We start from the raw sequence: 22249 nt of genomic DNA on the forward strand, positions 1-22249 counted from the left end.
TAAATCTAATGAAGCTGTACTCACCTAGAGAAATCTAGGTGAATGACACCTTATGCTTTTGTACGGCTGTGATCCTTTGAAGACTGCCCCGCAGGTAAACTAGCTCCTTTTAACCATGAAGTCACGGCTTCAATATCATTAGAAAAAATTCGATCCTTAGCTATAAATGGAGCGACCTCTCTTCCTTCTTTTAAAAATTGCTTTGTAGCTTGTGCCATTAAATCTGTGCCGCGGATCTCAGCAGCCTGCAACGCGCAAATCGTCTCAATTGCTAGGACACGGCGGGCGTTGGTGATCACTTGATGAGCATGGCGTGAACCGATCGTTCCCATGCTGACATGGTCCTCTTGATTCGCTGATGACGGGATGGAATCTACACTCGCCGGATGCGCAAGCGTCTTATTTTCAGAAACTAGTGAGGCAGCAGCATACTGCATAATCATCGCCCCTGATTGCAGGCCAGGCTCTGGACTTAAAAATGGCGGCAAATCATTTAATTGCGGATTAACCAGTCGCTCAATCCGGCGTTCTGAAATATTAGCAAGCTCAGCCATTGCAATCGCTAAGAAATCCATCGCAAACGCAATCGGCTGTCCGTGAAAATTGCCGCCTGAAAGTACTTTTTCGCCGTTATTGAAAATAAGCGGATTATCCGTTGCAGCATTCATTTCAATCTCAAGCTTTTCTTTCACATAATTTAATGCCTGCCAAGTCGCCCCGTGCACCTGCGGGATACAGCGGATCGAATAGGCATCCTGCACGCGAAGCTCGCCTTGTCTTGTTGTCAACTGGCTGTCAGCTAAGTGATCACGAATTCGTTTCGCTACATCCACTTGTTCCTTGTAGCCGCGAGCGAGATGGATGTCTTCATCAAAGGCATCAATAATTCCTCTCAACCCCTCAATTGTCATTCCAGCAATGTACTCTGATTGATAAGCAAGTTTCTCCGCTTCTAAATAAGCAACCACTCCCATTGCAGTCATCGCCTGAGTACCGTTAATTAAAGCGAGCCCTTCTTTAGCAGTTAACGTAATAGGAAAGAGCCCTTCTTTTGTTAAGGCTGTTAGAGCAGGCACTTTCTCTCCTTTATAAAACACGTCTCCTTCGCCAATTAGAGCTAATGCTAAATGCGAGAGCGGCGCAAGGTCCCCGCTTGCCCCAAGGGAGCCTTGCTGCGGAATGACTGGATGAATTTTCGCGTTTACTAAATCAAGCAATCTCTCTATGACAACAGGTCTGACGCCTGAAAATCCCTTAAGTAACGCATTTGCGCGTAGCAAAAGCATGGCTCGTGATACAACTTCTGAAAATGGCTCCCCTATTCCGCATGCATGAGAGCGAATAAGGTTAAGCTGCAAGGTCTCGACATCTTCCTTGCCGATATATACATCACTAAACTTTCCAAATCCAGTCGTAATTCCATAAACAATTCGTTCTTCTTCCACTATCTTCTCAACTGCTTTTCGGCTTTCTTCTACTTTTCTAAGACTCTCATCTGAAAATCCTACTTTAACCTCATCAAATAACACACGATTTACTTCTTCAAATGTTAATGTCTGTCCGTTTAACAACACCATGTTCTTCTCCCCTATCTTTTTACTTTAGGTAAGTAAAGGATCAATAGAAAAGGGGACTATATCAAAGAAATCTCTTGAAAAGATTCCTAAGATATAGCCCCCTATTTGCTAAAATACTATGGGCATATTATATGTGGTTTACTCCAAGGCCGATCGCCTCATGCTCGGATCCCTTAACAGGCGCTCCAATCGTTCCATACAGTGAAACAGCAATCCAATCTCCTTCTTGCGCGTTTTCATACGGATTACCACGAAGCACAGCAAATGTCAGTCCGACGGTTCTGTGCACCGAACCTAACTGCACCTGTCCTCGCGTGACACCATGCAAGGCTTCCATAATCGCATGATACAACGCATGCGACTCACGGTATAAATCTGGTTGTATAATCCCATTTTTCTTCGCTGCTGTTTCAATGGCAGCAACGACTTTGTGTGCTTCCATTGATCCTACTTTCCCTTTACAGCCAATCCAATCCAGCTGCCGAAGCCTCTCTAATTCCCCTTCTGACTCATCTGAAAGAAGGAGTAAAACGGCATGCCGGCCAATCCGTCGTTCCTTATTCAAAGCCATACAAACAACTCTTTCACTTATCAACTTGGCGCTCGCCATCTAATATCTACTAAAGTTAGTGTAAGCGCTTTAATTGCCACTGTCAACAGAAATTTCTAATTATACAGGCGATTCAGGATAATTGGGCATCTGTATGCGTAGGGTGATGTATAAGGTATTATTTCTTTATCAAGCCTAGTTGTTCTTGTATAATGAGCCAAGAGAGATAAAGGATTGGGAGGTGGATAAATTGAGAAATAAATATGATGTAGTCGAAATGATTGTCCCTTTTTTGAGAAGCGACCAGTACAACTTTATCAGGTATCAGATCGGCACTCTCGTTCATGCTCATACGACGATTAAAGATGCTGGAGTATTGCATGCATTAAAAGGCAGTGCTTTAGATAAAATTACAGATATGCTGACAGATGCGACTCCTGGTCAACTGGAGCTGCTCGAACAGGTCATCACTGCAGAAGATTTTGCTAATGCAGAATTTGAGCTTAGAGAATTGAAGCGATATGTGATCCCCTTTCCTCATTTAACGGATAAAACGATTGCAAAGCTATTTCCTAAAGCTAAGAAACTAAAAGCCCCTTCTCTTGATGAGGTCGATTATAGAGAGCTCTCTTATTTTGGCTGGTATGACATTCGTTCGGAACGCAAATTTTTAATTGTCCGTGATCAAGAGGTGTTAAAAGGCATTCAAGGAACCTTTACGGAGAGCAAAAAAGGAATATGTTCCATTTGCAACGGTCATGAAGAGCTTGGACTATTCATGGCAAACGTAAAAACAAGCCAGGAACAATACACAAATAGAGGCAATTATATTTGTAAAGACAGTGAGAAATGCAACCGAAATATGACGAGTTTAGGTAAGCTAGAAACGTTTATTGATCTTTATAGAGTGTGATGATGGGTTAGGAGCCTTGCCCTGCGAGAGCTTGGAATGGTATGTATTCAAACGATTTATGTGTCTATTCAAGTGATCATTGCGTCTGTTAAAGGGCTAATAGTGTCGGTTGCAGGTAGAATTGCGTCAATTGAGAGGGTATATGCGTCAATCTACTATGGAATTGTATTGATTCATCGGTTTATTGCGCCCTTTCAGCATTAACATGAGAAAAGAGCTGCCCCGCAGGACAGCTCTTTTCTCATTACTTCGCTTTTTCCTCTCGCTCCTCGGCTGCTTCTTCTTCAAGCTCTCTCATCTCTTGATGAGTCTGCGGGAATCCGTTAGCGACCCAGTCGTCTTTGTGGGCTTTGTCGAGCTGAGTCAAGCCTTCTTCCTCTGCTGCAATTGGTGCGTCGGAACTTTCCTCTTTGTCTGCTTCCCATGTATCTTTATCTTTAATTGTGTTTTCAGGTGTATCTTCTAATTCTGTTTCTAGTTCGTTCATCAGTTGGTCGCTTGCTTCATTTGCATTCGACTCATTTGCTTGTCCATTTTTCTTTTTTCTGAGGGCGGTTGTTGCTAGTACTGCGCCTCCAGCTGATAGTACGGAACCTAAGATGATACCTTTTGTAGATGTTTTCATCATAACCCCTCCACTAATTAAATGTATTTGATTTTTATATTCTCTTAGGTTCCCTGTATCTCCTTCTATTAATGTTTCAATTATATTAAAAGTTGATGACAAGACTCGACATTCTATTCGCAAATGTCCTTCTCAAACCAGCCAAATGCAAGCTCTGCCTCTGCTGGGCCGCCATCTAAGGTACGTAAAAAAAGAACAAATGCCCCGCATGGAGGGAAAATATATTTCCCGTCTTCATCACTAGCTAATGTACTCATCGGCGGAACAATTCGTTTAAACGCATTGACCCCCTTTTTTGGATTGCCTTTTACTAGGTCTGCTGAAGCAATTTTCACTTCTGGGTCTACTAGAGGTGTGCGAGTAGTATTAGCGGGAGTTATTAGATTTGAGATAGATGGCCTCCCTGGCAGTTTTGGGTTAAACCATATTTCTGCAACGATAGGCTGACTTGTATAATTTGTAATGGTAAACGCATTGACGAATAAATCGATATCTGAGCGAGTTGGATTAAACAAACCTCCCCATGCATGCTTCCCTTTTTGTAAACGAAGGATTTCTGTCTGCCCGACATAATACCTGCCTTTTAATGATTGGTACAGCGGGTTTGGTATATTAACAGACTTATTAAAGCTGTCATAGTGATCAAATGACAATAGAATCACTCTCCTTTCTAAACAATATGTTTGAAAAATGGAGGGTGTCTGGACTATCTCCTTATTAACAAACGAAAAAGAAGCCGTACAAGAAAACAAACGGCTTCTAGCTGAACATCATCCAAAATAAAAAACTAAAACGAGCATTGAGAGCAGTCCAAAGATGAAGGCATAAGTTGCAACGGTTTCGTTACCGTCACCATGACTTTCGGGGATCAGCTCTTTGTACACAATAAATAACATCGCACCAGCTGCAAATGCGAGCCCATAAGGAAGTAAAAATTCTACTCTAGAGGCAAGTAAATAACCAATAATGGCTGTTACGACTTCCACTAAACCCGTAGCAGTGGCTATAAGGAAAGCTTTGATGCGGCTGATCTTTTGATTCACAAGGTATAGCGCAACGAGCAGTCCCTCAGGAGCATTTTGCAGTCCAACAGCGAGTGCAATCAGGGGTCCTAAAGCTTCGTTATCACTTGCATAGCTCACACCTACCGCCAATCCTTCTGGCAAGTTATGAAGAATGATGGCTGAAATGACAAGCATTGCTTTTCGGTCGATTTCAATTCGTTGTGCTTTATGCTCAAGGTCAATATGCGGCACATTTTTCTCTAAGATCATAAGGGCCACCGTACCAAGCAGCACTCCTATAACGACCGTCCACACTGAACTTGAATACTCCATTGCTTCAGGTATTAATTCAAATGTTGCGGCTGCCACCATAATACCGGCAGCATAAGCAAGTAATATATCACGCTTTCGATGATTTAAATCACGAAAAAATAAGATTGGGATCGCTCCTGCACCTGTTGCAAGAGAGGCCAGTAAGCTTCCAATTAGTAAAGATTCCATGGATGTTCCTTTCTATTTAACGAATACATATTTAAGGGAATACAAATGTTTGAAAAAATGACGTAAGCTTATTATAATTCACTTTATCTTCAGAATCTAGGAAATTAGCCGTATTGGAGGTTTAAACAATAATAAGTAAGGAAAAGGTATAGTTCACAAGCAATGAATACATAAAGCATGTGAAATGCATGATTAACTACTTATGATTTATACTTAATAGATACTAAAACATTATTGGAGGCGCGAATGTGAAAACAAAACGGATTGTTGATATAGAAGATCTAGAAAAAGCCTTTCATATACGAGAAAAAGTATTTGTGGCTGAGCAAGGTGTTCCGCTAGAAGATGAATTTGATGAATATGATCATCTTGATGGAGACTGTGATCATATTTTAGCTTTTTACGATGGAATGGCTGTTGGAACGGGAAGAATCCGAGTTGTTGACGGAATTGGGAAGCTAGAAAGAATCTGTGTACTTGAGCCTTTTCGTGCCTTTGGTTTAGGCAAGTTAATCATTCAAGCGCTTGAAGAACTTGCAGAGGGGAAAAAATTGGCGAAAGTGAAACTGCATGGTCAAACTCAAGCAGAAGGATTTTATCACAAGTTAGGATATGAAACAGCTTCAGATGAATTTATGGAAGATGGCATTGCCCATGTTGTGATGACAAAGGAACTTTAAGTGATTGTAAGTAGTGCTTGGAATTGGTTCAATCATCTAGTGAAGTAACACAATAATGCTGATGAAAGACTCATAAATCATCTCAAAAGAGACCATTACATCCTCCGCCATTCCTCAAAATAATAAGAAAAAGGCTGAATGGACAAGCATTCAGCCTTTTTCTCTTCCACATATTACTCAGCAGGAATTAATACAGCGTCAATCACGTGAATCACGCCGTTTGATGCTTCGATGTCTGCAGTAGTGACATTCGCATTGTTCACGCGTGTTGGGTTTAGTGAAATGGTCACTTCTTTATCAGCAAGTGTTTTTACTTTCATTCCATCTTTCAAGTCACTAGATAATACTTTTCCTGGTATTACGTGGTACTGAAGGATTGTTGCTAGGTCTTCACGAGCTAGAAGTTGATCAGCTGTCACCCCAAGTTCCTTTAATAGCTTGTCGAATGCTTCATCTGTTGGAGCAAATACAGTGAAAGGACCTTCTCCTTTAAGTGCATCAACAAGACCCGCTTTCTCAAGAGCGGCCGCTAATGTGTTAAATTCACCTGCAGCAACTGCAGTTTCCACGATATCCTTTGCCTCTGTCTGTTCTGCAGCCAATACGTTAGCTGTAAACGAGACAACCATCATAAATGCAAGTAATACAAATGCAAATTTTGTTTTTTTCATTTGAAAAGCCTCCTATGCTCATTGGGTTATTGTTGTAACTCGAAAGTAGTATTTGCTGTATTTACCATTTAATCCGAATTTGAGGTAAAATTTTTTCTTCGTAGTGAAATTGACGCAATAATCCTTTGACCGAGTACAATTCCAGATTCCTTTGACGCATAAATCTGTTCAATAAACGCAATAACTGCAGATTGACGCATTTTAGCTGTCTACCAACACAATTAGAGGTTCGATCCACGTAATTACTCTCCAAACGAGCGTATAAAAAACTTGTAAATATACAATTGATCAGTGCAAGCTAAAGAGCACAAAAAAACGCGCATAGAGTTTCCACTCCATGCACGGTTTTATACGTTACCCTCTTCTAAACAAATCCATCAGACGGGTCCAAAAATTCTCTTCTTTTTCTTCCGCATCTTCCGTCACTTCTTGTTCTTCTTTTTTAATGGCTTCAGTCTTTATGACAAATTGTACCGTATTTACATTCTCGTTTTTATCGGAGACAAAGGACACGGCTTCAAAGTCTGATTTATCATATTCTGAGATCATCGCGTCAATTTCTTCTTGCATCTGCTCAGGCAAATTACTCGTTGCATCATACAGCTTGGTTGTGCCAGAACGCAGTTCGCCTGTGCCATTTTCAAGTTCGGTCGTACCGCCGGAAAGCTCACCGATCCCTGAATGAATCTCGTTATATGAGCTCGACAACTCTCCTACCCCATTCGTATAGCTGACAAGACCTGAGTGAAATTCGCTGTAATTCGCTGATAATTCCGCGAGTCCTTGCTGCAGCTGAGTAAGTGAATCCATGCTGTCCATATTGGCTAAAGATGAACTGAGGCCATTAGCAATGGACTTAAGCGTGTCACCCATTTCTTTTGTTGCCGAACTTACCTCATTTAATGTAGAATCCACAGCTGCAAAGGCCGCACCTACAGCAGTATACGTGCCTTTCGCTTTTTGGGCAGCTGCATACGTGTCCACTAATTTCTCGACAACTGCGGGATCTGCTCCGCTCTCATACAGGCTTTGAATGTCAGATTCACTGATTTGGTGATCAGGAATTGCTGTCATTGCCTCATCTAATGATCCATAGGCAAGCGTGTAATTTTCCCTTAAGGTACTTAATCCAACAGATGTTTCATGCAATCCCTCTGCAATTTGTGTTAATCCTTGTGGCAGGCTGTTTAAGTCGCCTAAATCCATGTTATCTGTTACTTGGAGAGAGCGGCTGATCTCTGATAAAGCTTGATCAATTGCTTTTGAGCCATTGATTAATTCACCAGAGGAACCAGCCAGCTCGCTCATGCCATTCCTAAATTGGCCAGAGCCATCATAAAGACTTGCGACTCCGCTGTTCAGCTCTGAAATTCCGTTTTTTAATTCCCCGACGCCGTTATCAATCTCTTTAATTGCGTCTGATAAGGAGTTGAATTCACTTGTAATCTCCTCGATATCAGGTGAATCGATTGACATTGTAGAAGGAACCGCAGCAATTTCAATTCCATCGCTTTCAAAGTCAACAACATCTGCAGAAAGAGAAAGCTCCTCTTCTTGTTCAGGCATGACAGTAAAAGTCACTTGCTTATTTTTCCCAGCATTCGCAATCATGCCTTCTTCTGTTTCGATGTTGCTATATACGCCTTCTTCTAGCAACATCGAAATTTGCAGCAGATAGTTTTCAAAAAATGCAGGAGCTACGTCGTCGTTTGCTTGTGTTTCAATGTTTATTTCTAAGCTGCCGTCTGCTCCAGCAAGCTCGTCAGGCGATACTTCTTTTCCGTCTAGAAAATAAGTGACGGTTATATCCCATGGCAGCTGCATCGTGCCATCCACATTCCCTTGATAATAAAACGGCCCTTTTTCTGCCTCCACTTGAACATGATCTTCCATTTGTTCAAGCTCCGTTAGATCAGTAAGGTTTTTCAAGCTGTTATAGTTACCGTAATCCATAATCGTCCCAGCTTTTGATACATTTAACGTATTCACAATATACATTTGATCCAGGCTGCCATCAGCCAGTAAATTGGCATAGATGACTTCCTCTTTTGAAGCGAGCTCTCCTTCGGTTTGAGTTGTTGATGCAGCCTGAGCAGCAATCGTTTGAGGCGCTGCATCTACTAAAAAAGATGGAGCGACAAGCAGCACAGCTAGTGCAGCAACAGGCAGTCGTTTCATTTTCATCATCATTTCCCCTTATAAAAATTCGCTTTTAATGTCGTTTTGCTGATCACCTTATCAAGTACATAAAGCATCGCTGGCAGGAAGAACAGGACGAGTACGAACGCTAAAAGCGCCCCTCTTCCAAGCAGGAGTCCGATTGATTGCACGACAGGATTTGTTGATGTAATCCATAAAATAAATCCAATACTTGATAAAATCGATGCAGATATTGAAATCGAGAATGTCTTTTCATCTAATGTTTTAATAATCGCTTGCATCGCCGGCATTTCTCTGCGGTGTTCTTTATATGTTTCTGAAAAAAGAATCGCATAGTCAACAGTGGCTGCGAGCTGGACGGTGCTTATAATCAGATACCCAATAAAATCAAATGAGGTATTCGTAAAATAAGGGACAGATAAGTTAATCCAAACGGCTGCTTGAATCGTCACAAGCAAAATGATTGGCAGCGTCAACGATTTAAAGGTGATCAACAGCACAATCGCAATCGTAACAACTGTCATCGTGTTTACAAAGGTATTATCCTTTTGAACCGTATTCTTAATATCATACAATGTCACACTCTCACCGAGGCTTAACGTTGTATCTCCATAATAGGAAGCAGCAGTTCCTTGAACGGCTTCTACGATCCCAAACGGAATGTCTCCCTCTTTTTCAGTATCTGTATTAATAATGATTCGGCTGTAATTCTCTGAGAAGAACTCTTCTGTGATCGATTCGTCTAGGTATTCAGGGGGAATTCCTGCTCCGACGGTATTCACATATGAAATAATATTAGTCACATGATTCATCTCTTCTAACTCACTGACAAGCTCTTCTTCTTTTACTAAATCACCAGTCGGCACTAGTAAAACAATCGGCGTTGATTCTCCAAATGTCTCTTGAATGGCAATCAAGTCAGCTCCAGTGCGGGTTGATTCCGGCTGCTCTCCTAGTCCATATGTGAAAGCAGTGTTGCTTTGAGCTAAGAAACTAGGAACTAAGATTGCTAGAATGAGAATGAGTGTAGGGAATCTTACCTTCATAACCCGTCTGCCTAATCCTTCAAAGCTAGGAACAAAATTCTTGTGCTTCGTTTTGTCCATCCATTTATAGAATAGAAGCGTTAACGCTGGCAAGAATACCATCACGCTGATAAAGCTTAACAGGATTCCTTTCACAAGGCTTAATCCAAGGTCCGCACCGAGCTCAAAGCTCATTAACATTAAGGCCATAAAGCCGAAAAATGTGGTCGCAGCACTTGCTGAAATCGGTGAAAAGGAATCTTTCATCGCAAGCTGCATCGCTTCTTCAGGGTTATTTGTTTTCTTTCGGTATTCTTGAAAGCTGTGAAGAAGGAAAATCGCATAATCCAGTGATACGGCCAGCTGCAGGATCGGCGCTACTGATTGAGTAACAAAGGATACTTCTCCGATAAAAATGTTCGTGCCTAAGTTAATCAGAACGGATACGCCAATCGCCGTTAAGAAAAATAACGGCTCTACCCATGAAGTCGTTGAGATAACGAGAATAAAAATAATAATTGGAATGAGCAAGGCTGAAGCATACATCGTTTCCGTTCCTGCCATTTTTTGAGAGGTGGCTGTATTGACCGCTTCACCGGCCATCGCCCCTTCTTCTCCGATCAATTCATAAATCTCATCTGTGATCCGTACTTCCTCACCTGCACGAATACTAAGTTGAAATAATGCTTTCTGATCTACGTAATAAGACTCGACCGTATCAATGTCAGCGACTTCAATCGGCGTTTTTAAGTCAATGGCATCATCTAGCCACATCACATCAGATACCCCGTCAATTGAAGCTAACTGTTCTTTAACTAAAAGAGCTTCTTGTATCGTGACATTATTAACCATCACTCTTGTATCGGGTACTGAAGAAGAAAATTCATTTTCCATCACTTCTATGGCCCTTGTGGACTGGGCTTCATCAGGCAGGTAATCAACCATATTGTAATTGACAGACACAAAAAATTGCGCTGCTACAGAGATCACCGCAAGAAGCATAAATACAATCACAATGGACTTTTTATTTTTAATTATTCGTGCTGCTAAACCTATGATCATGCACCCTTTCTTGTCATTACACCATTTACACTTTATCATTATATAAACACCGTGTTGCTTCTACAACAAACAGTTCTTTATGATCCGTACTTTCCCCAACACATTTACAATAACTGTTGGATAACTTTTGACAAAAGGGTGAATCAACGTGAACGTAAAATTAGATCGACGTAAAAAATATACACGTATGGTATTAAAAGAAAGCTTAATTAACTTATTAAAGGAAAAACAAATTTCATCAATAACGGTGAAAGAATTATGTGAACTGGCTGATATTAACCGCTCTACGTTCTACTCGCATTATGCTGATCCTTATGACCTGCTTACAAAAATTGAAGAAGAAATACTAGTGGATATGTACCAAACGCTCTCAAGCTATAATTTTAATAAGGAGGATGAAGCTCTGCAGATGACCGAGAAAATACTCGAATATGTAGCGGATAACCGGAATGTGTGCCAGACGCTTCTGAGTGAGCACGGCGATCCTCAATTTCAACATAAAGTCATGAAGGTGACCTATGATTTTACAATGAAAAATTGGATGGAGATCCACAATGCCGATGAGAAAGTATCAGAATACCTCAGTCTCTATGTGATCAGCGGCAGCTTACATGTCTTGAAGAACTGGCTTGATAATGGCATGGATAAAACGCCAAGAGAAATGGCCGAGCTGATTCATTCATTTACAAGCTACGGGCTTGGTGCGATTAAATAAAGGATATGTGGGCGGGCATTATCGGTACAAGCGACGCAATTACTCTGTGAAAGCAGATAATTCTGTTTGAGGTTGACGCATATCGTCCTCCAATCAGCGCAATAAAAGCAGAGTGACGCAATTCTTCTCTCCATAGGCGCATAAAACAGCCGGACCCGCGCAATTCCTTCTTTAACCAACGCATAAATGGCTTAAAATTATACAATTCCTTTTATTCAAACAGACCAAAGGCACCCCGTTTGACAAGGTGCCTAACTATGCAGAAGTAATTGAATGAATACTCATTCAATTTATGGGGTGGTTAACTCTTTACCGCCACCTTATTTTGACTTATAACAGACCGGACAATATGAATCGAATGCCATTCTCCGCGTGAAAAACGAGTAATAGGATAGGTTTTAGGAAATAGCTCATGATTGATCTCTTCTACACTCTTGCCTTCCTCATGAAACTTTAAGATAGTGCCCTCTAAATTAAGCACATACTCTAATTTTCTAGTAAGTGCATCCCGGCCTTCCCTCATGTAGCCGGCATGACTGCAAAACACATCTTCAAAGTCATACGTTAACACTCTCTTAAGAGACGCAATAATATCAGGCACATGTTCCTCGCGCAGAACGACTTTCGTTTTTTCCTGACAATAAAGGTCCCCAGTAAAAAGCTGACCTGTTTCGGTGTTTAAAAAGGCAAGATGATCTGCTGCATGGCCTGGCGTGTTAATTACTTGCCACAATGCTCCGCTTGATTGAAAAGAATCAGTGATTGGCTGCGCTGTAAATGGTCTCCGTTTGCCCCAAAATAACTGGCGGTAGAGCGGGTAATCAGCTTTCTTTTTACAAGAATCAATCATTAAGTTGTTCATATAGATAGGAATACTAAGTTCCTTTTGCAGAAAAGAGGCGCATCCAGAATGATCTTCGTGATAATGAGTGAGGATTGCTTGATCAATCTTCAATTCTTTAAAAAAAGGGATAAAATGCTTTTCAAGAGACCTGGCTCCTGCATCAATTAAGATCCCGTCTATAAAAAAGCTATGAACATTCAGGTGGACTCCCTTAATTGAGATTGAGCCGTTCCCCATAAGCACTCCGTTAACAGTCTTCACCTCAAAGTGTTTCTTCCCCAGCATACACGCTCGACTCCCCTCTCAAGTTAGTTGTAACAGTAGTTTACCACAATTTAACAAGAATGCTGATTTATTATTTGAAAATTAAAAGAGATTCAACGGGAATCTCCTGTTGAATCTTGGGATAAATCTTAATAATGATTATGTTCTTCTTCAGCAGCCAGCGCATCTTCTTTTGTTTCGTGCACTGTGCCAAATGGATGCTCGGGCGGTGCATAAATGGAATACAATTTAATCGGTTCATCTCCTGTATTTGTTAAATTATGATAGTAACCAGCAGGTATGAAGATCGCATAATCATCCTCTACCTCTTGCTGCAAATACAGGTTCTCAGGAGAGTCACCCATCTGAACAATCCCTTGCCCCTCTTCAATACGAAGGAATTGATCAAGGTTTGGATGTGTTTCAAGACCGATATCATCTCCGACATCAATACTCATTAACGTTAGCTGAAAATGTTCTCCAGTCCATAGGGCTGTTCTAAAATTGGTGTTCTCTTTTGTCGCTTCCTCAATGTCTACAACAAACGGCTGGCCGCCGTAGTCCTCTGCCCGATGTTCGATGTCATAGCGCAATGAATCAAGACGAGCAGCATTTTCTTGTTCGCCATTTAATGCCCATAATAGTGTTTGCTGTACATCCGGGTGCTGCGGGACCATGCATGAGCGGTGGTACTCATTTAACCCTTCGATTTCTAATTCATACGCCTTCTGCAGTCCTTCTTGGTAGCTATTAACAGAAACAGGTTCAACATCATATACAGGATGGCTGCCAGTAAGATTTGTATACAGATTAGTAAATTGTGATAAGTACGCCTTCTTTCCTTCGAGGGCGTAAAGGAGATTATCTCTGTGCTCTTGATTAGGAGCCGCATTCGCTAATTGTGTATAAAGCTGAACTGCCTTGGCCTCCCTTTTCATACCCTCAAGCAAGGCATCCGCCGCTGCTTGCTGATCATTCTCGAAGCTGTTTCTAGGCATATGATACGACTGGTTTACATATGGGTTTGAATTAGGGTAATAAGGATTAGTTCCTTGTCTTCCATAATGCAAATTGGTCATCCCCTTTATCTAAAGTTATCAAAATCATCATATGCCTAAGGAGAGATAACGTACGTAATTTGATGGAAATTCTTTTTTTGTAGGTCTTCAGCTGTTGCGATTGTTGGGATTGTATCTTTTGAAGCTACTTATGCGTCTGTTCATGAGTTGATTGCGCTGATTCATCTTGTTATCGCCTCGGTTGACAGCATTATTACGTTAATCCATCGTCATTGCGCCTCTTCACTTCACTACCACCATCTCACCACAAAAACAGCTGCCCTCACCGAAGGCAGCTGTTCCATATTAAATCTCAATAATAATCGGGATAATCATCGGCTTACGCTTTGTTTTGGAGAAGAGAAATTCGCCAACTGACTTTTTAATCTGCTGCTTAATTGCTTTCCACTCCATTTTGTTCTCTTCGCGCAGCTCAGCAATACTCTGCTTGATGCGTTGGTTCACTTCATTCATCAGTGCTTCAGATTCTTTTACATACACGAATCCACGTGAGATCGTATCTGGATCTGAGATTAATTCTTTTTTGGATTTGCTCATGGTCAGCACAACAACGAGCATCCCGTCCTCAGAAAGCTGTTTGCGGTCTCTCAGAATTAAGTTCCCAACATCACCGACACCCATGCCGTCCACATATGTATGTCCTGCGTGGACTTTTCTTGTTTGACGGGCTTCTTGATTTTTGATATCAACCACATCTCCATTTTTCAAAATGAATGTATGGCCTTCTTGTACCCCGACTGATTCAGCTAACTGTTGATGCTTGTACAACATCCGGTATTCGCCGTGGATCGGGATGAAATATTTTGGCCGCATGAAGCTGAGCATTAATTTTAAGTCCTCTTGATATCCATGACCTGAAACATGCATTCCCGTTGTGACACCTGATCCATAGATGACATTTGCACCTAAAGCAAATAAGTTATCGACTATCGTCGTGACGCTTCGCTCGTTTCCTGGGATCGGACCCGCTGCTAAAATTACTGTATCCCCGTGAAGGACATCGACTCCTCTAAAATTGCCAGTTGAGAGCCGGGAAAGAGCTGCCATCGGCTCCCCTTGGCTCCCGGTACAGAGAATGGCCACTTTTTCTGGAGGAAAGTCATTAATTTGCTTTTGATCAATCAACATCTCGTCAGGAACCGCTAAGTACCCTCTTTCTATCGCCACTCCCACCACATTCACCATACTGCGGCCAATCAGAGCTAATTTCCTGTTGGTTAGTATAGCAGCTTGGACAACTTGCTGCACGCGGCTGACATTTGAGGCAAACGTAGACACAAAGACTTTACCCTCTGCATCCATGAAGGCCTTTTCTAAATGATGCCCGACCATTTGCTCGGACGGCGTTAAGCCGGGTCTTTCGGCATTTGTACTTTCCGATAGTAAAAGCATGACCCCCTCTTTGCCGATCTCGGCCATTCTGTGAATGTCTGAATGCTGCTGGTTTACAGGAGTCAGATCAAATTTAAAGTCTCCAGTATGAACAATGGTCCCTTCTGGCGTTCGGAAAACAATCCCAAGACAGTCAGGAATACTGTGATTCACCTTGAAAAATTCGATTTTAATTTCCTCAAACGTTATCACTGAATCAGCTTGAATTTCAATTAATTCCGTTTCTCGTAAAATCTTATGCTCTGTTAATTTTAATTCGATCAAGCCCAATGTAAAACGTGTCGCATAAACAGGGACATTTAATTTCTTTAAAAAGAAAGGAATGCCTCCGATATGATCTTCATGTCCATGAGTGACAATGAGGGCTTTAACTCTTTCTTGGTTTTCAATTAAATAGTGAATATCAGGAATGATTAAATCAATCCCAAGCAGCGTTTCATCGGGGAACTTATTACCACAGTCCACTACAACGATTTCCTGCCCAAATTCAATCACATACATATTCTTGCCCACTTCATGAAGCCCGCCTAACGCATAGACAGACAATTGATCGCCGTTCATTTCCACTCTCATTCCTCCAAGCATAAAAATCGTTTTGCAGATAGTATGCCGTTTATAAGAAGAATCTATGAGTATTATGAAGCGTGAACATTAGAATAACCCGTAAAAATCGGTCATGAACATCGAGATGACAAGAATCGATGTAAATAGCACGAAGCTTGCAGTTAAAAGATAGCGATTGCGTTCCTCTGAATACTTATATTCCATCACGGAGCGTGTAGTTTCCGTTAAAAAAAGCATAAAGAATAATAAAATAGCTGGATCGAAAATTCTGAACATCTCGACAGAGTCTCTAGTTACATTCATAATCAGCGCAATGATCATGAGCAACAAAAATATCGCCCGTATCGTCCTATCAATCACTTTGTGACGTTTGTTTACATAACCATCTTTATTGAAAAACCCTCTCTTTTCAAGCTTCAGCAGTCTTCGCATCCCTTCGTTAAATAGAAAAAGGACTAGAGCAGTTAACAGAATAAATATGAAAAATTTCTCCCAGAAGTATGGATCAATCATTTCGTATGGATACAAGGTTATTCAATCCTTTCTGTATCGTTAATTTTGAATAGATAGTAATGGTTAAGGGACAATAGAAAATGACTTTCATTCAAAGGTGGTAGATCTTATGTATTTCTATAGAGAAGATTTAATCAACATGATTGTTCCTGATAAGCCAGATCCACATGCAGCAAAAGTCCTGCAAGAAGCGCTTGGCGGTCAGTTTGGTGAAATGAGAACGATGATGCAATTTTCATTTCAAAGCGCAAACTTTAGAGGCAAAGCGAAGCAGTACCGTGATTTAATTAGAGGCGTTTTTTTAGAAGAACTCAGTCATATTGAGCTTGTTCAATCAACCATTAACCAGCTGTTAAATGAATCAGGCGGCGATATGCCAGGAAACCAAGCGCAAGATGGAGCCCCGTTAGATGATGTCATCCAAGCTGGAGCAAATCCTCATCATTATATCATTGGAGCTAAAGCATCGCTTCCTGTTGATGCAGGCGGTAACCCTTGGAACGGCTCTTGGGTGTATGACCATGGAAACTTAGTAGCAAACCTTTTAAATAACGTGGTACTTGAATCCACTGGGGTTTTGCAAAAATCTAGAATTTATGAGATGAGCGATAATAAGACATTACGTGAGACGATCGCTTTTCTGATTGTACGGGATAACGCTCATCAAAATGCCTTTGCTAAAGCGCTAGAAACATTAGGTGTTGATTGGGGTAAGCTCTTCCCTGTTCCAAATTATGATCTTAATAAATACCCTGAGTGCCGCAAATATGTCGAGATGGGATTCCATAATGCTCAGTTTAACTTCCGTTTGGATGAAACTCGCATGGGAGAAATCTTCCAAGGAACGTCTCCAAGCAGAAATGACGGTGAATTGGCTGTTACCCCGCCGCCTAAAGGGCATCCTGTTCCAGAAATGCCTGATATGCCAAATGAACACGCACCAGGTTTAACGGATTTAAATAATTAATGTAACATGTATGAGCACCCATGCTTAAGTGGGTGCCTTTAGCTTATTTTCAACCTGCTAAACCAGGACTGCCAGCAAGATCATCAGCATAAACAAAAAAGAAATTGGTACAAACCATTTCGTATGTATTCAAGATTGACGCCTCTTATTTTTCTAGGAATTCATCGGAAAAGCTCCCACCATGTGAGAGCTTCTTTTTTCTACCAGAAGAAAAGGTTACAGAAACATCTACGTCTATGGCAGCAGCGGCAGCAGCACTTTTTGCAGCAATGGTGATGGTGATGGCGACGGTCGTCACGCCTGTCATCGCGTCTATCACAACGATGGTCACGCCTGTCATCACGACGATCATCACGACGGTCGTCACGTCTATCATGGCATCCACAGTCATGGTGGTAACACATATCTACACCTCCTAAAAGAGAGATACTATATTATATAAACTCATATAATAGATGTATCCGCTATTGCTAGAGGTGTGAATAAATTGTGCTGATTACCATAGTGGTTCGTCTAGTAGTTAAACTATCTTTTCGGTTTCAGCCGTTGAAATAAACTGCATTATTCTTCTTTCATCGGTTGTTTTTTCTCGAAGGTAGTCTTCTTTGTCAAAATAGAGAATGGTGCTTATAGTAGCTAGGGATCCTTTAAACTCGTGTACACTCACGACACCACTCCTTTTTTTCTATTGCTCGGGAGTTTTCCTAACCTTTTCTCGAAGGAATAAAAGCACATAAACCGCTACACTGCATATGAGCATAATTCTCACGGCCCCAACCGTCACATCGAAATTTTGTTCAAGCACATAGAAAGTTTCATTTGGGTGCACATACGGTATATAGAAAAAGACCTCTTCTCCCCTGTACACGTACAATGAAATAATAAGACCGAAAATGATACCGCTAAAGAGAGACAGCCAACTCTTCTTCATCACCAATCCCCCTTCAAACGGAATTGTTAAGCCTTTGTTTTAATCAACTTTCTCAGTTTACCATCAATAAGTGGAAAATTTAAGAATAAATGTGCTATTTTAACTTCTTATTCTATGTTAAAATCATCGATACCTTCTATTTTTATCGATGGCAAGGATTTGATTTCATTAAAACTTTATGTAATCTTGAGCAAATGAAACCGCTCAAGAATGAAGTGTTATTCATTACAAATGACCTGGCAATTACCTGCATCATCACAGACAATATCGCAGTGAATCGTCTCTCCACCCTCCGCATAACAAACGAGTATACAAAATGGTCCATTACAAACTAGTTCACAATTATCAGGAATGTCTGCAATTGGGATGGTTCTAATGTTTAAAAGAGACTTAAACTGTTTTAATAGTTCACGAATCGTCTTTTTACAGCAGCAGCTCTTTCTTTTCTTAGACATGACTCTATCACCTCCTCTCTCTTAACCTATGCATCGCACAAGAGAAAGGTATAGATGTTTTAAAGAAGGATAAACAAAACGGGCTGCCCTCTCTTTTACATCTACTAGTAATAGACGAAAGAGACCTAATCATAGTAGATTTGGTCTCTTTATAGAGATTAGTATAGGTGATCTGAAAAATTTTAAAAGACGCAACAGTGATCCTGTTGCGTCATACCTTTCTTATATTTCTTTCGTCCAATTTTCTGCTTCCTCTTCACGCATTTGCTTTTCAGTTTCTGCTGGATAAACCGTTCTAAATTTATGAGAATCTTTTGGTATGATCTCGACCATTTTCGCAATCATTTCTTCAGGGTCAAATTGATCTTCTACACCTTTATCCTTTTCTTTCATCTCATCAAACGGCGAGTAATGGATGCCTTCACGCAGCCAGTCCCATTTCGCTTCAACCGCACGATCATTAAATCCTGTCGCAAACGGTCCTGGATTAATGGTAGCTACTTGAACACCAAAATAGTCCATTTCCTTTTGTAATGATTTAGCCACAGCTTCAAGTGCATGCTTGGTTGATGCATAAAGCCCTGCATAAGGACCCGCCATCGATCCGGCCATGGATGACATAAAGATGATCTTTCCTTTTCCTTTCTTTACAAACTTTTTCGCCGCAATTTGCGCAGTTTCAAGCGTACTAAATACATTTACCTCAAACATTTCACGAAAAATAGACATTGGTACTTCGCCTAGAGGTCCCCCTTGATTAATTGCTGCATTGGCAACAAAGATATCGAAGTCTCGGCTAGCCATCTTCGCTCTTTCTTCTGGGCAAGTAATGTCCATTTTGAACACATCAAGCTCAACCCCTTCAGCTTTAGCAGCCTCTCTAAGGGAAGTGACCTGGGCATCGATCTCTACTCCTGCCATAACTTGATGCCCAGCTTTCGCAAGGCCGATAGCGGTTCCTTTGCCAAGTCCTGTGCCAGCTCCTGTAATAAGAATTGATTTTGTCATATGTACCGCCTCCTTGAAATAGATGCTAATACCCATCTATTCCCTGGTAAGGATGAGATAAACGTATAATCAGAGGCGATGAGTTATCATTAGTTCGTTCTGCTTTTTTTGTCTAAGAACCATACGTTCACTTCACCTGCATCACCTATAGTGAGGGGAACTTGATCAACGGATGTGTTGTCATCTTGCTCCGAAAATCCCGCAATGATAAACTGTCCTTCCTTAACGGTGTCTATGTTGTCTAAGGAAGCTTCACCTAATTGTAATTCTTCTAATACAAACCAGCTTCCGCCTTGTTTCTGGACAGTAGATACGTTGATGGTCTCATTTGCGGAATAAGCGATTGCCATTGTTTCTTCATTAAGTGCAGCTTGAGAAAGAACGCTATCTGGTTGAGCAGGTAACGCGTCCTCTGGTGTTTCCCCTGCTTGCATACAGCCAGCTAACATAATAAATATCATAGAGGTTACAAAGATCGATTTTAGTTTCATTTGAATCACGTCCCAACATCATTTGTTGTTACTATATTCCCCAGACAGCACTCCCATATGTATAAGGTCATGCCATTTGCCTTCCCGGAATAGAACTTCTCGGCTCACACCTTCTTCTTTGAAACCGAGCTTTTTATATAAATGAATAGCCTTTTCATTCATTGAATAAACCTTAAGAGAAATACGATGTAGATTCACCTCATAAAAGGCATAGTCAAGCAATACAGTGAGAGCTTCTTTAGCGTAACCCTTTCCCCAATACTCTTTATTGCCAATGTCAATAATACATTCAGCATTTCTATTTTTCATATCAAGTTGAACTAAAGAAATGATACCTAGAGTTTCTCCGCTGGAAATGTCAACAATCATATAGCTTTTAGAATCAACAGAACCGATAAGAATATGTTGAACAAAGTTCCTAGTTTCTTCGAGTGTATAGCTATCTATATAAGGGCTCGTTGTTTTCATTACCTCCACGTCATTCCGCCAGCTGTGATATAACTCAACATCACCTTCTGTTACTTTTCTGAGGTGAATTCGTTTTGAACGCAACATGCTATTCCTCCACTCTTTTAGGTATTAATGAATTTCCCTTAACAAATGAAATACTTAAGATCGTAAGCCAGACAAAGAAAAGAATCCCAATGACCTCTGTTACATCGTGCATCACTTGGCTGCCTTGCATTAAGAAAAACCATGCAATGAAATAACCTACGATTAATAACCCTCCAACAATATAACCAAATAGCTTAAACCGATATGAAAAGCCCACCTCTTTAAGGGCTTGAGAATGTAAAATGATCCATATCCCAATCAAAAAGTTAGCTAATATGTAGATGCTTGTTGATAAACCACCTTCCATCATAGACCACTCTATGAGAAGGGCTGCAAATTGTTTAGTGGTTTCATCGACTGCTTGACTGTATAACTTAATGGCATAACTCACAGCAGCGGCTTGTAGAATGAATGATAAGGCATACACGATAAACCCAGCACTGCCACATATAAGAGCGATAAGGTTTTTCATCTGAAAAGAACGAATCCCGCTGCACAAGTGGTAGATTCCGATTGGTATGACAGAACTTATTAAAAGAATAATAGCTTTTGAGCCATGGTCAAACCCAAAATAACCTGGAAATTGACTGTAATAGTCAAGCACAGAGATTGAAAGTCTTGCTTCTTGATCAATAGCTATAGGATTCTGTATCTGAAAAACAATGTTTATCACCATCCACGTAACGAATCCTGCTACGTGGAATAATCCGATCCAACCAATAATCCTCAATGATGCTCACCTCTTCAATATGTATAAATATTATCTCACTTTCCTTATATTAGCAGATTTGAATGACAGTATGGGAATTTATACCTGGTTTTGCTTGATTTTATATGATTTGAAAGTCATTAATTAAAATAGAGAACAATTTATAGTAAAAGGAGAGATGCAAATGTACAGAATAACTGTAATATCAGTGCATATCCTTATTATTTTGTTTGCTACCATGATCGGTATAGCTGGGATATACAATCCTTCAGCTCCCGACCCTAACCGTACATTCACAACGTGGATCGCTGCCATTCTCATGTTTGATATACTTGTTATCCTATCTGCCTATATTCTTTTAAACGTAAAGAAAGGATGGTTATTTGCACTGTTTGTGTTCAGTTTATTAGGGTTGTTTTATGTCCTGCCTGCTATTTCGTTGTTTGTAGAAGGTTTATGACTGGGTAATCGATTCTCTTCGTAAGTTCAAGCCCGTTTAGTTCAAATAAAAAAGCTTGGAATAATCCAAGCAAGACGATCAAACTTTCAACATATTCTGTTCATCGAATTCCCACATTTCACCGTAAGCGACTTCCCAATAGTAGCCGTCTAGGTCTTGAAAATAACCACCGTATCCTCCCCAATCCGTTGGTGCTGCTTCTTTTATTACACTTGCACCAGCTTGTCTAACTTGGGTTAGTACCTTGTCTACTTCATCTTTTGATTTGGTATTGTACGCAAAAGTAATCCCCCGAAATCCACCTTGATTGATGGCAGGAGGTTGTTCTTTATTAATATCTTGTGCAAGATGTTCAATTGGATAAAGTGATATTTTTGAGCCTTCATTTCTGAAAAATACAATATCAGGGCTGTCAGGATCGCCTACTACTGTGGTCTCGAAACCAATTTCTTTATAGAAGTCATGCGCTTTGGAAATATCTTTTGTCCCTAAAGTAATCAGGTTAACTCGGTTCATCTTCTACACTCCTCATAT

General features: G+C 40.7%; 26 protein-coding genes. 6 read left to right on the top strand and 20 right to left on the bottom strand.

What is annotated here, in order from left to right; translation table 11 throughout:
- Nucleotides 1-50: 50 nt before the first annotated feature.
- On the bottom strand, nt 51-1577 hold the full coding sequence (gene hutH, locus PQ478_RS10075; RefSeq protein WP_289236760.1) for a histidine ammonia-lyase: 1527 nt from the start codon (nt 1575-1577) through the stop codon (nt 51-53).
- Nucleotides 1578-1704: 127 nt separating this feature from the next.
- Nucleotides 1705-2148 (bottom strand): histidine utilization transcription antiterminator HutP, encoded by a 444-nt coding sequence (gene hutP / locus PQ478_RS10080; RefSeq protein ID WP_012958745.1) that lies wholly within the window; start codon nt 2146-2148, stop codon nt 1705-1707.
- Nucleotides 2149-2368: 220 nt separating this feature from the next.
- Here hutP and PQ478_RS10085 point away from each other — a divergent pair, with 220 nt between their 5' ends.
- Nucleotides 2369-3040, top strand: coding sequence for a FusB/FusC family EF-G-binding protein (locus tag PQ478_RS10085; protein WP_289236761.1), 672 nt, complete (start codon nt 2369-2371; stop codon nt 3038-3040).
- 36 nt (nt 3041-3076) lie between these two features.
- Entirely contained in the window at nt 3077-3244 is a 168-nt protein-coding gene (locus PQ478_RS10090; protein ID WP_289236762.1) for a hypothetical protein, read from the top strand.
- A 40-nt stretch (nt 3245-3284) separates the two neighbouring features.
- On the opposite strand, the gene PQ478_RS10095 is transcribed toward PQ478_RS10090, so the two are convergent.
- The 3 genes from PQ478_RS10095 to PQ478_RS10105 form a co-directional block, all read right to left on the bottom strand.
- Nucleotides 3285-3668 carry a hypothetical protein gene (locus PQ478_RS10095; protein WP_289236763.1) on the bottom strand — a complete coding sequence of 128 codons (384 nt, stop codon included), beginning with the start codon at nt 3666-3668 and terminating at the stop codon, nt 3285-3287.
- 110 nt (nt 3669-3778) lie between these two features.
- Nucleotides 3779-4318 (bottom strand): DUF6143 family protein, encoded by a 540-nt coding sequence (locus PQ478_RS10100; protein ID WP_435521073.1) that lies wholly within the window; start codon nt 4316-4318, stop codon nt 3779-3781.
- Between the two features lie 117 nt (nt 4319-4435).
- The gene (locus tag PQ478_RS10105) at nt 4436-5170 is read right to left on the bottom strand and encodes a ZIP family metal transporter (RefSeq protein ID WP_289236765.1); all 735 of its coding nucleotides are present in this window, start codon (nt 5168-5170) and stop codon (nt 4436-4438) included.
- A gap of 248 nt (nt 5171-5418) precedes the next feature.
- Between PQ478_RS10105 and PQ478_RS10110 the strand changes: the two genes are divergently transcribed.
- Nucleotides 5419-5850 carry a GNAT family N-acetyltransferase gene (locus tag PQ478_RS10110; protein WP_289236766.1) on the top strand — a complete coding sequence of 144 codons (432 nt, stop codon included), beginning with the start codon at nt 5419-5421 and terminating at the stop codon, nt 5848-5850.
- Nucleotides 5851-6023: 173 nt separating this feature from the next.
- Here PQ478_RS10110 and PQ478_RS10115 read toward each other — a convergent pair whose 3' ends face one another.
- The 3 genes from PQ478_RS10115 to PQ478_RS10125 all read right to left on the bottom strand — a co-directional run bounded on the left by PQ478_RS10115 (nt 6024) and on the right by PQ478_RS10125 (nt 10768).
- On the bottom strand, nt 6024-6521 hold the full coding sequence (locus PQ478_RS10115) for a fasciclin domain-containing protein (RefSeq protein WP_289236767.1): 498 nt from the start codon (nt 6519-6521) through the stop codon (nt 6024-6026).
- A 354-nt stretch (nt 6522-6875) separates the two neighbouring features.
- Nucleotides 6876-8711, bottom strand: coding sequence for a YhgE/Pip domain-containing protein (locus PQ478_RS10120; protein ID WP_289236768.1), 1836 nt, complete (start codon nt 8709-8711; stop codon nt 6876-6878).
- The gene (locus PQ478_RS10125; RefSeq protein ID WP_289236965.1) at nt 8708-10768 is read right to left on the bottom strand and encodes an efflux RND transporter permease subunit; all 2061 of its coding nucleotides are present in this window, start codon (nt 10766-10768) and stop codon (nt 8708-8710) included. The genes PQ478_RS10120 and PQ478_RS10125 overlap by 4 nt, the downstream gene beginning before the upstream one ends.
- Before the next feature lie 148 nt (nt 10769-10916).
- On the opposite strand from PQ478_RS10125, the gene PQ478_RS10130 reads away from it, so the two are divergent.
- On the top strand, nt 10917-11483 hold the full coding sequence (locus PQ478_RS10130) for a TetR/AcrR family transcriptional regulator (RefSeq protein ID WP_289236769.1): 567 nt from the start codon (nt 10917-10919) through the stop codon (nt 11481-11483).
- Nucleotides 11484-11784: 301 nt separating this feature from the next.
- Here the strand turns inward: PQ478_RS10130 and PQ478_RS10135 are convergent, their stop codons facing one another.
- The 4 genes from PQ478_RS10135 to PQ478_RS10150 all read right to left on the bottom strand — a co-directional run bounded on the left by PQ478_RS10135 (nt 11785) and on the right by PQ478_RS10150 (nt 16154).
- The gene (locus PQ478_RS10135) at nt 11785-12612 is read right to left on the bottom strand and encodes an MBL fold metallo-hydrolase (protein ID WP_289236770.1); all 828 of its coding nucleotides are present in this window, start codon (nt 12610-12612) and stop codon (nt 11785-11787) included.
- A 128-nt stretch (nt 12613-12740) separates the two neighbouring features.
- Nucleotides 12741-13661, bottom strand: coding sequence for a cupin domain-containing protein (locus PQ478_RS10140; protein ID WP_289236771.1), 921 nt, complete (start codon nt 13659-13661; stop codon nt 12741-12743).
- A gap of 294 nt (nt 13662-13955) precedes the next feature.
- A complete protein-coding gene (locus tag PQ478_RS10145) occupies nt 13956-15623 on the bottom strand; it encodes a ribonuclease J (RefSeq protein ID WP_289236966.1) in 1668 nt (555 codons plus the stop codon).
- Nucleotides 15624-15713: 90 nt separating this feature from the next.
- A complete protein-coding gene (locus tag PQ478_RS10150) occupies nt 15714-16154 on the bottom strand; it encodes a DUF4181 domain-containing protein (protein WP_289236772.1) in 441 nt (146 codons plus the stop codon).
- 94 nt (nt 16155-16248) lie between these two features.
- Here PQ478_RS10150 and PQ478_RS10155 point away from each other — a divergent pair, with 94 nt between their 5' ends.
- The gene (locus PQ478_RS10155) at nt 16249-17106 is read left to right on the top strand and encodes a manganese catalase family protein (protein ID WP_012958760.1); all 858 of its coding nucleotides are present in this window, start codon (nt 16249-16251) and stop codon (nt 17104-17106) included.
- A 145-nt stretch (nt 17107-17251) separates the two neighbouring features.
- Here PQ478_RS10155 and PQ478_RS10160 read toward each other — a convergent pair whose 3' ends face one another.
- From PQ478_RS10160 to PQ478_RS10190, 7 genes are all read right to left on the bottom strand, one after another.
- On the bottom strand, nt 17252-17497 hold the full coding sequence (locus PQ478_RS10160) for a hypothetical protein (protein WP_289236773.1): 246 nt from the start codon (nt 17495-17497) through the stop codon (nt 17252-17254).
- A 294-nt stretch (nt 17498-17791) separates the two neighbouring features.
- Entirely contained in the window at nt 17792-18037 is a 246-nt protein-coding gene (locus PQ478_RS10165; protein WP_289236774.1) for a hypothetical protein, read from the bottom strand.
- 218 nt (nt 18038-18255) lie between these two features.
- On the bottom strand, nt 18256-18492 hold the full coding sequence (locus tag PQ478_RS10170) for a hypothetical protein (RefSeq protein ID WP_075682391.1): 237 nt from the start codon (nt 18490-18492) through the stop codon (nt 18256-18258).
- 222 nt (nt 18493-18714) lie between these two features.
- Entirely contained in the window at nt 18715-19500 is a 786-nt protein-coding gene (locus tag PQ478_RS10175) for an SDR family oxidoreductase (RefSeq protein ID WP_289236775.1), read from the bottom strand.
- Between the two features lie 89 nt (nt 19501-19589).
- A complete protein-coding gene (locus PQ478_RS10180) occupies nt 19590-19991 on the bottom strand; it encodes a hypothetical protein (protein ID WP_289236776.1) in 402 nt (133 codons plus the stop codon).
- Between the two features lie 18 nt (nt 19992-20009).
- Complete coding sequence (locus tag PQ478_RS10185) at nt 20010-20546, bottom strand: GNAT family N-acetyltransferase (protein WP_289236777.1); 537 nt, start codon at nt 20544-20546, stop codon at nt 20010-20012.
- A gap of 1 nt (nt 20547) precedes the next feature.
- Nucleotides 20548-21276 (bottom strand): hypothetical protein, encoded by a 729-nt coding sequence (locus PQ478_RS10190; RefSeq protein WP_289236778.1) that lies wholly within the window; start codon nt 21274-21276, stop codon nt 20548-20550.
- Between the two features lie 163 nt (nt 21277-21439).
- Between PQ478_RS10190 and PQ478_RS10195 the strand changes: the two genes are divergently transcribed.
- Nucleotides 21440-21715 carry a hypothetical protein gene (locus PQ478_RS10195; RefSeq protein ID WP_289236779.1) on the top strand — a complete coding sequence of 92 codons (276 nt, stop codon included), beginning with the start codon at nt 21440-21442 and terminating at the stop codon, nt 21713-21715.
- A 78-nt stretch (nt 21716-21793) separates the two neighbouring features.
- On the opposite strand, the gene PQ478_RS10200 is transcribed toward PQ478_RS10195, so the two are convergent.
- Nucleotides 21794-22231, bottom strand: coding sequence for a VOC family protein (locus tag PQ478_RS10200; protein ID WP_012958768.1), 438 nt, complete (start codon nt 22229-22231; stop codon nt 21794-21796).
- Nucleotides 22232-22249 lie beyond the last annotated feature (18 nt).

The sequence above is a fragment of the Alkalihalophilus pseudofirmus genome (assembly GCF_029094545.1).
GTDB classification, from domain to species: domain Bacteria; phylum Bacillota; class Bacilli; order Bacillales; family Bacillaceae_D; genus Alkalihalophilus; species Alkalihalophilus pseudofirmus.